General features: G+C 44.0%; 12 protein-coding genes and 1 pseudogene. 5 read left to right on the top strand and 8 right to left on the bottom strand.

Annotated features, from left to right (window positions below; all coding sequences use genetic code 11):
* Positions 1-126, bottom strand: a 126-nt coding sequence (locus EJA10_RS19455; RefSeq protein WP_142999690.1) for a LysR family transcriptional regulator, incomplete at its 3' end; no start/stop codon positions are given.
* A gap of 138 nt (positions 127-264) precedes the next feature.
* On the opposite strand from EJA10_RS19455, the gene EJA10_RS19450 reads away from it, so the two are divergent.
* Positions 265-1,551: an NCS2 family permease gene (locus EJA10_RS19450; protein WP_125481695.1), complete on the top strand. Its 1,287-nt coding sequence runs from the start codon at positions 265-267 to the stop codon at positions 1,549-1,551.
* A 36-nt stretch (positions 1,552-1,587) separates the two neighbouring features.
* Here the strand turns inward: EJA10_RS19450 and EJA10_RS19445 are convergent, their stop codons facing one another.
* Complete coding sequence (locus tag EJA10_RS19445; protein ID WP_125481694.1) at positions 1,588-2,145, bottom strand: hypothetical protein; 558 nt, start codon at positions 2,143-2,145, stop codon at positions 1,588-1,590.
* Positions 2,146-2,507: 362 nt separating this feature from the next.
* Positions 2,508-5,216 (bottom strand): aconitate hydratase AcnA, encoded by a 2,709-nt coding sequence (acnA, locus tag EJA10_RS19440; protein WP_125481693.1) that lies wholly within the window; start codon positions 5,214-5,216, stop codon positions 2,508-2,510.
* A 332-nt stretch (positions 5,217-5,548) separates the two neighbouring features.
* On the opposite strand from acnA, the gene sspO reads away from it, so the two are divergent.
* Positions 5,549-5,698 carry a small acid-soluble spore protein O gene (gene sspO, locus EJA10_RS19435; RefSeq protein ID WP_125481692.1) on the top strand — a complete coding sequence of 50 codons (150 nt, stop codon included), beginning with the start codon at positions 5,549-5,551 and terminating at the stop codon, positions 5,696-5,698.
* A gap of 158 nt (positions 5,699-5,856) precedes the next feature.
* Here the strand turns inward: sspO and EJA10_RS19430 are convergent, their stop codons facing one another.
* Positions 5,857-6,114 carry a hypothetical protein gene (locus EJA10_RS19430; protein WP_125481691.1) on the bottom strand — a complete coding sequence of 86 codons (258 nt, stop codon included), beginning with the start codon at positions 6,112-6,114 and terminating at the stop codon, positions 5,857-5,859.
* 114 nt (positions 6,115-6,228) lie between these two features.
* On the opposite strand from EJA10_RS19430, the gene EJA10_RS19425 reads away from it, so the two are divergent.
* Positions 6,229-6,372 (top strand): small acid-soluble spore protein P, encoded by a 144-nt coding sequence (locus tag EJA10_RS19425; protein WP_023614207.1) that lies wholly within the window; start codon positions 6,229-6,231, stop codon positions 6,370-6,372.
* A 37-nt stretch (positions 6,373-6,409) separates the two neighbouring features.
* On the opposite strand, the gene selA is transcribed toward EJA10_RS19425, so the two are convergent.
* Together selA and EJA10_RS24030 are read right to left on the bottom strand one after the other, a co-directional pair.
* On the bottom strand, positions 6,410-7,816 hold the full coding sequence (selA, locus tag EJA10_RS19420; RefSeq protein WP_125481690.1) for an L-seryl-tRNA(Sec) selenium transferase: 1,407 nt from the start codon (positions 7,814-7,816) through the stop codon (positions 6,410-6,412).
* A 108-nt stretch (positions 7,817-7,924) separates the two neighbouring features.
* A pseudogene (locus EJA10_RS24030) lies at positions 7,925-8,113 on the bottom strand (Rdx family protein); the annotation flags it as partial.
* A 223-nt stretch (positions 8,114-8,336) separates the two neighbouring features.
* Between EJA10_RS24030 and selD the strand changes: the two are divergent.
* Positions 8,337-9,356, top strand: a complete 1,020-nt coding sequence (selD, locus tag EJA10_RS19410; RefSeq protein ID WP_211340605.1) for a selenide, water dikinase SelD — start codon at positions 8,337-8,339, stop codon at positions 9,354-9,356.
* A gap of 29 nt (positions 9,357-9,385) precedes the next feature.
* On the opposite strand, the gene EJA10_RS19405 is transcribed toward selD, so the two are convergent.
* Positions 9,386-10,330, bottom strand: a complete 945-nt coding sequence (locus tag EJA10_RS19405) for an L-threonine 3-dehydrogenase (RefSeq protein ID WP_125481688.1) — start codon at positions 10,328-10,330, stop codon at positions 9,386-9,388.
* Between the two features lie 98 nt (positions 10,331-10,428).
* The gene (locus tag EJA10_RS19400) at positions 10,429-11,619 is read right to left on the bottom strand and encodes a glycine C-acetyltransferase (RefSeq protein ID WP_125481687.1); all 1,191 of its coding nucleotides are present in this window, start codon (positions 11,617-11,619) and stop codon (positions 10,429-10,431) included.
* Positions 11,620-12,001: 382 nt separating this feature from the next.
* On the opposite strand from EJA10_RS19400, the gene arcA reads away from it, so the two are divergent.
* Positions 12,002-13,234: an arginine deiminase gene (arcA, locus tag EJA10_RS19395; RefSeq protein WP_125481686.1), complete on the top strand. Its 1,233-nt coding sequence runs from the start codon at positions 12,002-12,004 to the stop codon at positions 13,232-13,234.
* Positions 13,235-13,255: the final 21 nt, after the last annotated feature.

Below are 13,255 nucleotides of genomic sequence, written 5' to 3'. Positions count from 1 at the left end.
CTCTTCTTCCATTTGTTTCAACTGCAGGCTTAACGGCGGCTGGGACATATGCAGTTTATTGGCCGCGGCAGTTATATTCTTTTCTTCAGCGATTGCGATAAAATATCGCAGTTGTCTAACATCCATGATTTCTCCTGTATTTAAAAAAAGTATGATTTATATATAAATTATATATTTTATATATACCAAATGTCTATGGTACGATATTTTCATTCGTTTTAAATACGGAAAAATTTATCTGTAACAGAGAGAGAGGAGATAAAAATGGATAAATTGTTTCAACTAAGTGCTCATAATACAACAATCGGGAGAGAATTGTCCGCTGGACTGATATCTTATATAACAGTGGTTTATATCATCATCGTCAACGCGACAATCCTTTCAGCAGCAGGCATCCCGCTTGAAGCTGGAATAATCGCTACAATACTGACTGTATTCCTGGGCTGTTTGCTGATGGGATTTTGGAGCAATACGCCAATACTCGTGATTCCTGGTATGGGGCTTAACGCCATGTTTACATATACCATTGTCCAATCGGGGGGATTTGCATGGCAGGAAGCCCTTGCCATGGTATTTGTATCCGGAATTCTTTTTATGATCCTGGCGTTTACGCCTATCGCGAAAACCATTGTCGCATCAATACCTGATTCTTTGAAAGAAGCAATCACGGTCGGAATCGGTATTTTGTTGATCTTGATCGGCTTTGATAACAGTGGAATCATTACCAGCTCTGAGCATACGCTTCTGGCGGTTGGAAACCTGAGCAGTTCAACAGCACTCATCACATTGGTCGGTTTGATTGTTACAGTGATTTTGTTTCTGAAAAATATCCCTGGCAATCTATTGCTTAGCATCATATTTACAGCCATTCTTTCAATCGTGTTTGGAGATTTTGAGGGCAATGGATTTTCGTGGAGCATGCCTTCCTTTACTGAGTACACTTCAGTATTCGGTCAGCTGTCCTTTGCGCAGGCAGGCAACTTCGTTTTCTGGCTGACAGCATTTTCGCTCGCTATGGTCGTTATTTTTGAAAACATTGGCTTGATCCACGGACATACGAAAATGCTGAACCAGACGCAAAAGAATAAAAAAGCTCTCCAGGCAAATGCAATCTCCGTCGCAACTGCCGGAATCTTTGGAACAAGCCCTACCGTTTCATCAATTGAAAGTGCTGCCGGAATCGCTGCCGGCGGACGTACAGGTTTGACCAGTATTTTTACAGGCATCCTGTTTCTTGCGTCCCTCGTTTTAATCCCGGTAATCAAAATAGTCCCTGAAAGTGCAGTATCGCCGGTACTGATCTTGATTGGCGTATTGATGCTCCAGAATATCACCAACATTAAGCTGGATGATTTACTGGAGAGCTTTCCAGCTCTGCTGATCATCGTGCTGATTCCATTGACTTACAGCATAGCTGACGGGATGGCCATCGGTTTCATCCTCTACCCGCTTATGAAGCTGTTGATGGGAGAAGGCCGTGAAATCCAGCCGGCGCTGTATATGATTGCCTTGTTATTCCTGGGCAATTTCGTACTTCAGTATGCTTTATAATGAAAAAATAAACAGCCTTGGTTTCCCAAGGCTGTTTTAATGTGCTTTTTTCAGTACATGCGTTGTTGGCTGAGTATTGATGTTAGGAATAAACTTTGCTGCTTCCTTCAGCAAATGAATTTGTGCAGCCTGGGCCTGATCAACAGTTCCCATGCCATGCATCTTTAAGGACCGTTCCAGCACGAGCATCGGTTCTGCTCCATTCGCATAATAGAGGCTCTCCCCTGTTCCAGGATAATAGGACTCAAGAGGTTTCGAGTTGGATACGATGTGATATTGCGCTTCACCTTCCAGGGAGTAACCCGCAATCACTGCTTCAAATCCGCGTCCGCTTTCATAAAAGTTGAATCCTTTATTTATTATGGATGACTGAATCGACTCTGCAATTTCTTTTAAAGTAAAACCTTGCTTAACCAGCGTGTCAGCAGCAGTCATGGCCATGCAGGCATATTCCTCATCCCCCGCAAAGGCAATAAAGGCGGTATCTGGAATGATTTCTTTAAACCTGACATAATCCCCCATCATTTGCTGATTTCCGAAATCCGTGACCACCGAAATAAAATCTTCTCTAGCGACAATAGATACAAGGCTCATAGAGTTCACTCCTTCGGTTCCATATACCTTAAACATACCCTTTTTACAAGATTTTTCAATAGGAGAAGCTGTCGATTCATAGGAAGTTTACTCGATGTTTGTAGTTCTGGACGTGCATTGGGTTAAAACCATTGCCATCAGCGGAAAATTCGAGCTTGAATCTAACTTTAATAGACATTTCTGAGAGTTGAGCAAGAGAAACTGTCTAATAAACCCGCTTTAATAGAAATTCCAATATGAGTTGCACCTTCAATGTCTAATAACCCTTCTTCAATTCCCACCAGGGGCCTAAAGGATTCCTATTTACATAGAAACAAAGCAAAAACCCCCTGATAAGGACCAGGGGGATTCTGTATCTAAGATTACGCTTTTAATTTGTCGCGAAGAACCATTTGCAGGATTCCGCCGTGACGATAGTAGTCGATTTCTACTTCTGAATCGAAACGTACAAGAGCTTCGAAAGTTTTCTTGTTGCCTTCTTCGTCAGTAGCTGTCACAGTGATGATGTCGCGTGGGCGGACATTTTCATCGATCTGGACATCGAATGATTCTCTGCCTGTCAGGCCAAGAGTCTCAGCGTTTTCACCAGCTTTGAATTGAAGTGGCAGTACGCCCATCAATACAAGGTTTGAACGGTGGATACGCTCGAAGCTTTCGGCGATAACAGTCTTGATTCCTAATAGGTTAGTACCCTTTGCAGCCCAGTCACGGGATGATCCCATTCCGTAGTCTTTTCCTGCAATAACCATTAAGCCTGTGCCCTGCTCTTTGTACTTCATGCAAGCATCAAAGATGGACATGACTTCGTTCGTTGGCCAGTAAGTCGTGAAGCCGCCTTCTGTGCCAGGAGCGATTTGGTTGCGGATACGGATGTTAGCAAATGTTCCTCGCATCATGACTTCGTGGTTACCACGGCGTGAACCGTAAGAGTTGAAGTCACGTGGCTCTACACCCTTTTCACGCAGGTATTTTCCAGCTGGTGTGTCTTTTCCGATCGCACCTGCAGGAGAAATATGGTCAGTTGTGACAGAATCACCGAACTTACCAACAATACGCAAGTTGTTCAATGGAGCAACTTCCCCAGCCTCTGGAGTCAAGCCTTCAAAGAATGGTGGGTTTGCGATATATGTTGAATCCTCATCGAAAGTGTAAAGCGGATCGCTGTTTGTTTGGATCTCGTTCCACTTTTCGTTGTCAGTGAATACAGTTTCGTACTCTCTGCGGAATAGCTCTGGAGTTACTACGCGGTGAACGACTTCGTTCACTTCTGCAGTTGATGGCCAGATATCCTTGAAGAATACATCGTTGCCATCTTTATCTTTTCCGATTGGGTCATTCTGAAGATCGATGTCCACTGTACCAGCAAGTGCGTAAGCAACAACTAGAGGCGGTGAAGCCAGGTAGTTTGCTTTTACAAGCGGATGGATACGTCCTTCGAAGTTACGGTTACCGGAAAGAACAGAAGTAACTAGAAGATCGCTTTCAGCAACAGACTTTTCAATTTCAGGCTTCAATGGACCGGAGTTACCGATACATGTTGTACAACCATAACCAACCAGATTGAAACCAAGAGTTTCAAGGTAAGGAAGCAATTCTGAATCGCGAAGGTATCCAGTTACAACCTTTGAACCAGGTGCTAATGAAGTCTTAACGAACTTAGGAACTTCCATTCCCAGCTCAACCGCTTTTTTAGCAACAAGGCCCGCACCTACAAGTACGTATGGATTGGATGTATTTGTACAGCTAGTGATCGCTGCTATCGCGATAGCACCAGTTTTCATTGTAGTTTTATCGCCATTTGCGAACTCAACAACAGCTTCTTTTTGGATTTCCTTTTTGCCAAGGCCGAATCCCTGGTTTCCTGCAGGAGCAGTCAATGCTTCCTGGAAGGATTTCTGCATTGCAGAAAGCGGAATCAAATCCTGCGGACGCTTAGGACCAGAAAGGTTTGCTTCGATTTCAGAAAGATTGATTTCTACTACATCAGTATAAACTGGCTCTAATGAAGGATCGAAGAATAATCCGTTTTCCTTGCAGTATGCCTCAACCACTTTAATGTGGTCTTCAGAGCGGCCAGTTAAACGCATGTAATCCAATGCTTCTCCATCTACTGGGAAGAATCCGCATGTAGCGCCGTATTCTGGAGCCATGTTGGCAACAGTCGCACGGTCAGCAAGCGGAAGTGTCACTACGCCAGGTCCGAAGAACTCAACGAATTTACCAACAACGCCTTTGCTGCGAAGAACCTGAGTCACTTTAAGTGCAAGGTCAGTTGCAGTAGAGCCGTTAGGCATATCGCCTACTAATTTAACACCTACTACTTCTGGTACTGGGAAGTATGATGGCTGGCCAAGCATTCCAGCTTCTGCTTCGATACCGCCTACGCCCCATCCAAGAACGCCAATACCGTTGATCATTGTAGTATGAGAGTCAGTACCTACTAATGAATCTGGGAATGTTTCGAATTCACCATCTGCATTTTCTACAGCGTGGACAACGCTTGCAAGGTACTCAAGGTTCACCTGGTGAACGATACCTGTTGCCGGCGGAACAGCGCGGTAGTTGTCGAATGATTTCTGTGCCCAGCTTAAGAACTGGTAACGTTCAGCATTACGTTCGAATTCAAGTTCCATGTTCACATTAAGTGAGTCTGGAGTTCCGTATTTATCAACCTGTACAGAGTGGTCAATAACTAGATCAACCGGCTTTTCAGGATTGATTTTGTCTGGGTCTCCACCCATGTCAGCCATTGCTTTCCTTAGGGAAGCAAGGTCAACGACTGCTGGTACACCAGTAAAGTCCTGAAGAATGACACGTGAAGGCTTGAAAGGCACATCCACTTCTTTTACTTCGCTGGTTCCCCATTTTGCTAGATTTTCAACATGCTCTTTTGTGATTACAAAGCCATCATGCTGGCGAAGCACGGATTCAAGCAATACCTTAACAGAGTAAGGCAGTTTTGATACATTGCCGATTCCAGCCTTTTCTAATGCTGCCAGGCTATAGTAATGATAGCGTTTCCCGTCAACTTCAAATGAACTGCGGGCGTTAAAAACATCTTGGTTTGACATATGTTTACCCCCTTCTTCTACGTAAACATCATAAACTAAATATAAGTAATTGTCGAAAAGTTTGAATCTTGTATCCCATCCTAACTTTTCTCACAATTTCATATTAATATAACCTTGTATATAAGTAAATAACAAGAAAGTTATTGTATATGATAAGTTTTGCTTATGATAAATACTATCGCCATGATTAAAACAACCTAAATGCGTTTTTTGGAGTCTTTAAAATCAGCCGGAATAAACTTTTCTTTGTACTAATACTATTTTACGAAAATGAAAATCCCGGATTGTTATCCTGATTATAGGTAAAAATATGACGGATGGAGGTGAAATCTGTGGTAAAAAGAAAAGCAAATCATGTCATTCCCGGAGCAAATGCAGCAAAAGCACAGGGAAATGGTGCAGGCTATAATGAAGAGATGGCGAATGAGCCGCTAACAGAAGTGGAAAAGCAGGACAATAAAAAGCGGAAGAAGAATCAATAATTAAGGCCCTTTTTGTAACCCTATTGTTTAACGAGCAGCATTAAAACAGCTCTGAAGCCTACCAGGAACTGCGGTAAAGTGTTAATATGCGAAAAGCGTATATCAATTTTTGTATGGCCCTAATTCAAAGAGCGGAAGGTCACCCTTCCGCTCTTTTGCTATTCCATATTGACTTCATTGACAATGCTGCGCAAATCCTGCTGGAATCTTTCAAGCTGGGCACGCTGATGTTCTGAGGCGTTTTCAAGAGCGTTCTCGATTTGCTGGAATGCTTCATTCACTTCGTTTTTAAGGTGCTTAAGCTGGTGTCCGTAGCTGGCGCTGTCCCTGACAATCTCGGCATACAGCCCCTGTGCATCTTCAAATCCTTGCTGTGCTGCCTGGAAGGCTTGCTGTTTATCTTTATGGTAAGGCATGTGTGATTTCCTCCTGGTGTAATCAATCTATACCGTTAAATTGCTCAGTTGTATCAAAATTATTCGGTATAAATTCGCGTTAAATTCTAATCCTATACTCAGGAGGGATGAGCAATGAACAAAAATGATTCCAAGGATATGCGCAAAAACGCTCCTAAAGGAGATCAGGACAGTCAGCCGGCACCACTAAGCGGATCAAAAAAGGTAAAGAACCGTAACCATACCCGCCAAAAACATAATTCACACCATGATATGTAAAGAGAAAGGGCTGCCATTCATCTGGCCAGCCCTTTAATTATATTAGTGACAAAGCTTCCAGCAGATTATTCTCCTCTTCAGCTGTTACAGTTCTTAAATCGATGTGAATCTCTTCCTTTTGAATCCTAACGATAATGGCTGGTGAATATTCTGTCCTCAGCTTCCTGGCAATGTGTTCAGCGCTAACACTCGGGTGTTTTAACGCTGCAATGTAAGTCGGCAGCTGCACATCTGGCATTGTTCCCCCGCCTACCTGGCTCGTCCCCTTCATGATGGTTGCCAGTAAGGGTCCTTCCAATGTATTCACTTTATCCACAAAAAGCTGCGTTCTGCTTTCCAGCTCATCTAATGGAACAAGTAAATCCCTTAGTGTTGGTATGTTCAGGCGGCCGTTTTCACCTTTAAGGTATTCCATAAGTGTGCCTTCCAAAGCCGCCAAAGTCATTTTATCGACCCTGACAACTCGAGCCAGCTGGTGCTTTTTCAGTTGGTCGATCAGTTCTTTTTTTCCTGCTATAATTCCGGCCTGTGGGCCTCCAAGCAGCTTGTCTCCGCTAAAGGACACGATGTTTGCTCCCATTTCCAGCACTTCGCTGACCACAGGTTCGTCTCCTATTCCATGCTTTCTGTAATCATAGAGCACGCCGCTACCAAGGTCTTCGTAAAAAACGACATGTCCATGCTCGTTGGATAACCGCGCCAGGTCCTCGGTTTCCACCGTTTTGGAGAATCCATAAATTTTAAAATTGCTGGTGTGCACCTTCAAAATCATCGCCGTATCGTTATTGATCGCATTCTTGTAATCATGCAGATGGGTCTTGTTCGTTGTCCCTACTTCTACCAATTTCGCTCCGCTCTCTTCCATAATGGAAGAAATTCTGAATGAACCACCGATTTCGACTAGCTGGCCTCTTGAAACAATGACCTCCTTGTTCTTTCCCAGCGCGCTCAGGATCAGGAACACGGCAGCGGCGTTATTGTTCACCACCATCGCTGCCTCGGCGCCTGTGACCTCCCTTATGATGGCCTCCACATGGCTATGGCGGGATCCCCGTTCTCCCTCTTTAAGCTTATATTCCAGGTTGGAATAATTCATCGCAGTTTCAACAACATGTTTGATCGCATTATCACTCAAACGGGCCCTTCCAAGGTTTGTGTGGAGAATGGTGCCGGTTGCATTGATGGCTCTCTTCAATGTATAGTCCAAACGTTCAGTGGACATGGAATCAGCCAGCATGAACAGATGTCCGATAAATGCATCCGATCCCGGCTCCGGACCTTCCCAATTGCCGGCGAGGAACTCTTTTCTCAACTGATTCAGTACATTTTTCAACACTTCCGTCATATAGTCAGCATCTGCAGCATGCTTTTCAAGTAAATCTGCATACCTTCTATCCTTCTGCAATTCGTGAACCGCAGGAAGCAGCCTTAATAAATGTTTCATATCAATCTCCCCCACAACATCGTGCATTGGTTCATTATAACATTATTTCTCTCCCTGATTTTTTTCAAAACTGTGAATTAAAAAAAGCCCAGCTTTTTTAGCCGGGCATTAATTCATTGCTTCTATTTGTTTAATAATATCCTCAGTGTCAGGAAAAACACCTGTATCCAGTTTGGAGTATAGAAGCTGTCCGTTTACTGTTACTTCAAAAGCACCTTTCGAAGCAGGGATAAGCTCCATCTTTTCAATCTGGCTGCGAAAATGAGAAAATAACTCCTCCGCGAAACTCGCGGCTTTTGGTGCGTAGTTTCATTGCATGCAAAACTGTACGTGTACTTGAACCTTTTCCATTAGAAACTCCCCTTTGTAAAGCTGTATGTATGTATTTACTATCATTTTAGTGTAAAGTCTTTTTTCATGCAAATAATAGAAGCTTAAGGATGATTTTCAAAATGAGAAAGAGTATACTTCTGTTGAGGTGATCAAGTTGAATGAACATGAAAAAATCCGTTTGACATCGATGTCAACAAAAGCTGGCTGAGGATGCAAAATCAGTCCTGAGGACTTGACGCAAGTTTTGCGTCTATTACCAGAACAGCAGCCAGTACCTGAGCTGCTGGTTGGCCACGAGACATCCGATGATGCGGGTGTATATAAACTTACAGAAGATATAGCCATTATCCAAACCATCGATTACTTTACTCCAATCGTGGACGATCCATACATGTTTGGACAGATTGCGGCTGCCAATGCCTTAAGTGATGTGTATGCAATGGGCGGCGAACCGAAGACTGTGCTGAATATCGTGGGGTATCCGGTTAAAAAACTTGGTCCTGATATGCTTGCCGAAATTTTGCGGGGTGCTGGAGACAAGGTCAAGGAAGCCGGTGCCGTCACAGTAGGCGGTCATTCAATCGATGATCAGGAGCCGAAATTCGGGTTATCCGTAACCGGCCTTGCACATCCGGATGCTATCTGGAAAAACATTGGCGCTGTTCCAGGCGATCTTCTGGTAATTTCAAAACCAATCGGAGTCGGCATCTTGACGACAGGAATCAAGCGCGGTGCGATAACGGCTGAACAGGAGCAGGAAGTAACCGAAACAATGGCATTGTTGAACAAATCAGCAGCAGATGCGCTAAAAGGCTTTACCCCGCACGCTGTGACAGATGTAACCGGGTTCGGGCTGCTAGGACACGGAAGTGAAATTGCACGCGGCAGCAATGTCAGCTTTGAAATTTCCCTATCTCAAGTACCGGTACTTGAAGGTACCTTTGAACTTGCGGCAAAAGGTGTAGTGCCTGGGGGCTCCAAGTCCAACCATAAATGGCTGGAGGATGATGTGGTTTATGAGGACCTGTCTGTTGAAGAGCAGTTAGTTCTATGTGACGCTATTACTTCAGGAGGACTTCTCGTATCCCTGCCTGAACAAGAAGCAGAGCAATATGTTCAGGCTTTGAAAGCAAAAGGACTTCAACACGCTGCCATTATTGGCAAGGTAACGGAAAAGAAAGATAAATTAATCTATGTAAAAAGGTGAAATCATGATGATTTCACCTTTTTACATGTTTACAGTTTTGCTTTTAACTTCTCAAGCATATCCACTGTCATGCTTGAAAGATCATAGTTAGCCTTAAAACCCCACTCTTCAGCTGCAACTGATGTATCAATTGAATTTGGCCAGCTGTCCGCGATTGCCTGCCGGACAGGATCCACATCATAAGCGATTTCAAAACCAGGGATATGCTTTTTGATTTCTGCAGCAAGCTCCTCCGGATCAAAGCTCATTGCTGTGACATTGAATGCATTGCGGTGGATCAGCTTTGACGGATCTGCTTCCATCAGGTTGACGATCGCATCAAGTGCATCAGGCATATACATCATGTCCATGTATGTGCCCTTATCAATGTATGAAGTATATTTCCCATTCTTGATTGCTTCGTAATAGATTTCAACTGCGTAATCCGTCGTTCCGCCGCCTGGAGGTGTAACATAGGAAATCAAGCCAGGAAATCTGACTCCTCTTGTGTCAACACCAAAACGGTGGTAGTAGTAGTCGGCTAGCATCTCGCCAGCAACTTTGTTGACGCCATACATCGTTGTCGGGCGCTGGATTGTATCCTGTGGTGTATTGTCCTTAGGAGTGTTTGGACCAAATGCTCCAATAGAACTCGGTGTGAAGAATTGCAGGTTCAACTCTCTTGCTGTTTCCAGCGCATTCATTAAACCGCCCATATTCAGGTTCCAGGCAAACACAGGCTTGGATTCAGCTGTGGCAGACAGCAATGCAGCCATGTGCATGATCGTATCGACATTGTATTTTTTCGAAAGCTCCATCATTTTATTTGCATCCATAACATCAAGAAGCTCAAAAGGACCGTTGTTGGCAGCTTCTGTATCCGTCTTCCTGATGTCTGTTGCGATGACATTATCCTGGCCGTACATTTCACGAAGTTTAACTGTCAATTCTGAGCCGATCTGGCCGAGTGCGCCAGTAATCAAAATTTTCTTCATTATGTATTCCTCCTGCTTGATCCTTAAAAAGGGTGCCGGACTGGGTTACAAACCGGCACCTTCTTGTTTTTAAATAAAGCTCTTAAGCGAAAACTGGATTAAATAATCCCTAATTCTTTGCCCGCTTTTTCATAAATAGATAAAGCTTTGTCGAGCATTTCTTTCGTATGGGCAGCGGAAGGCATATTCCTGACACGGCCTGTTCCGCGCGGCACTGTTGGGAATACGATTGACTTAGCGTATACGCCTTCTTCATATAGGCGCTTGCTGAATTCCTGGGTCTTTACTTCATCACCAATGATACATGGAGTGATTGGCGTTTCAGAATGACCAATGTCAAAGCCAAGCTTTTCCAATCCATCTTTCAAGTAGTTAGCATTTTCCCACAGGCGCTGGTTGAGTTCAGTGCTGTCAGAGAGAATTTCAATAGCTTTAATACTTGCTGCAACATCTGCAGGAGTGAGAGAAGTAGAAAATAGGAACGGACGGCTTCTTACCTTCAGCCAGTCTATCAGGCTTTGCTTTCCAGCTACATATCCTCCTACTACTCCAATTGCTTTCGATAATGTCCCGATTTGAAAATCGACCTTATCAGATAATCCGAAGTGCTTGACAGTACCTGCTCCCTCACCGAGTACGCCTGAGCCATGAGCATCGTCCACGTATGTAATCAGGTCGAACTCCTCGGCGATTTCGACGATTTCAGGCAGCTTTGCAATGTCTCCGTCCATTGAGAAGACACCGTCTGTAATCACCATGATTTTATTGTACTGACCGGATTCCTTCGCTTCCTTTGCTTTCGCTCTCAGGTCTTCCATATCTGAATGATTGAAACGAATGATCTTGGCGCGTGAAAGGCGGCAGCCATCGATGATGGAAGCATGGTTTAATTCATCTGACAGGATCGCATCGTTTTTATCCATTACAGCTGAAATGGCGGCCATATTGCACATGAAGCCTGATTGGTAGGCAATTGCCGCCTCCGTCTTCTTGAATTTTGCCAGCTTTTCTTCAAGCTCAAGGTGCAGCTTGAGTGTACCGTTAATAGTACGTACAGCCCCTGCTCCTACACCGAATTTAGCGATGGCTTCATCAGCAGCTTGCTTTAATCTTTCATCAGTAGCAAGCCCCAGGTAGTTGTTGGAAGAAAGATTGACCATTTCCTTGCCATTGATTGTAATGACTGGTCCATTTGGGCTTTCTAGCGGGTCGATTACATTATATAAACCCTTCCCTTTTAAGTCTTCGAGGTTCTCATTTAAAAATTGATCCAATACTTTGCTAGACATCGAAAATCCCCTTTCTGCCGTTTTCAGGCATGTCATTATAATGGATACAACTGTCTTTTCTGAGAGGACAATTTTCATCCTTGTTCGGTTATAACTCAACGTTCATAAATAATACTTTACCATATTTCTTTTTTTTGTACACCTATGAAGGACAGAAAACGCTTACTTTTTTGCGTGTATAGTTTCCCCTATTTGCAGAAAAATTGGTCGGAAAATATCTATATTTCAAGAAAACAGGTTTGGTTGACTTTTATAGGGTATAGAAAAGGGAGCCAGTCTGCCGGCAAGCAGGCTTGGCGGGGGAAGTGAATTTCGAAGTTTTACATAATGATCACTCCCTCCTAATTCAAAGAAACAGAGACTGAAACGGGAGGCTGCCTATATGAAATATCCATTGAATGTCACGTCGGAAATCGGTGAACTGAAAACAGTTGTGCTCCACAGGCCGGGCAAGGAGGTCGAGAACCTGACACCTAAATATCTGGAACGGCTTCTATTTGATGATATCCCTTACCTGCCGGCTGTGCAGCGTGAGCATGATTATTTTGCCGAGGTCCTTAGGAACCGTGGCGTCGAAGTGCTTTATCTGGAAAAACTGATGGAAGAAGCTTTGAGTTCAGATGAGCTGCGCACCAGGTTTATCGATCAAGTATTAAATGAAAGCAAACGCAATCTGAATGGATCAAGGGATACGGTTGAAGAGTACCTCCATTCTTTCTCAACAGATGAAATGATCCGCAAAGTAATGTCAGGTGTCCTTAAATCTGAAATTGAACCAGAGAAAAAGGTTCATTTGCATGAGCTCCTGGATGATTATTATCCATTCTTCCTTGACCCAATGCCAAACCTGTATTTTACTAGAGATCCCGCAGCCGTGATCGGAGATGGAGTCTCCCTTAATAAAATGTGCGAAGGTGCAAGGAAACGTGAATCGCTCTTCATGGACTTTATCATGAATCACCATCCCAGATTCGCAAGACATGATATTCCCCATTGGTATGATCGCGATGAGTACTATCCATTGGAAGGCGGCGACGAGCTTGTCCTCAGTCCAGAAGTTATTGCTATTGGGGTAAGTGCCAGAACATCAGCCCAGGCGATTGAAAAACTGGCCAAGCGTATCTTCTCCCGCAATGACATTATAAAAAAAGTAGTAGCTGTCGAAATCCCTAAACTCAGAGCTTACATGCATCTGGATACCGTTTTTACAATGGTTGACCATGAGAAGTTCACGATTCATCATGGAATCGAAGGACCAAATGGCAAGATGAAAATATATATTCTTGAAAAAGGCAATGACCCGGATCGGCTCCAAATATCCGAGCGCTCGAACTTGACCGAAACATTAAAGGAAGTTCTTAACTTACAGGAGCTTGTTTTAATCCCATGCGGCGGCGGCCACGAAATTGCTGCTGCTCGTGAGCAATGGAATGACGGGTCCAATACATTGGCGATTGCTCCAGGAGTGGTGGTAACGTATGACCGCAACTATGTATCCAATGACTTGCTGCGGAAAAACGGCGTGGAAGTAATCGAAATTCCGAGCTCTGAACTTTCCAGAGGACGCGGCGGTCCGCGCTGCATGAGCATGCCGATTTACCGCAAAGACCTATAAATGAGAAAAAGCAGTCCTCAG

The organism is Mesobacillus subterraneus (genome assembly GCF_003937825.1).
Classification (GTDB): domain Bacteria; phylum Bacillota; class Bacilli; order Bacillales; family Cytobacillaceae; genus Mesobacillus; species Mesobacillus subterraneus.
The sequence above is the reverse complement of the archived record's forward strand: the minus strand, read 5'-3'. Positions and strand labels throughout refer to the sequence as shown.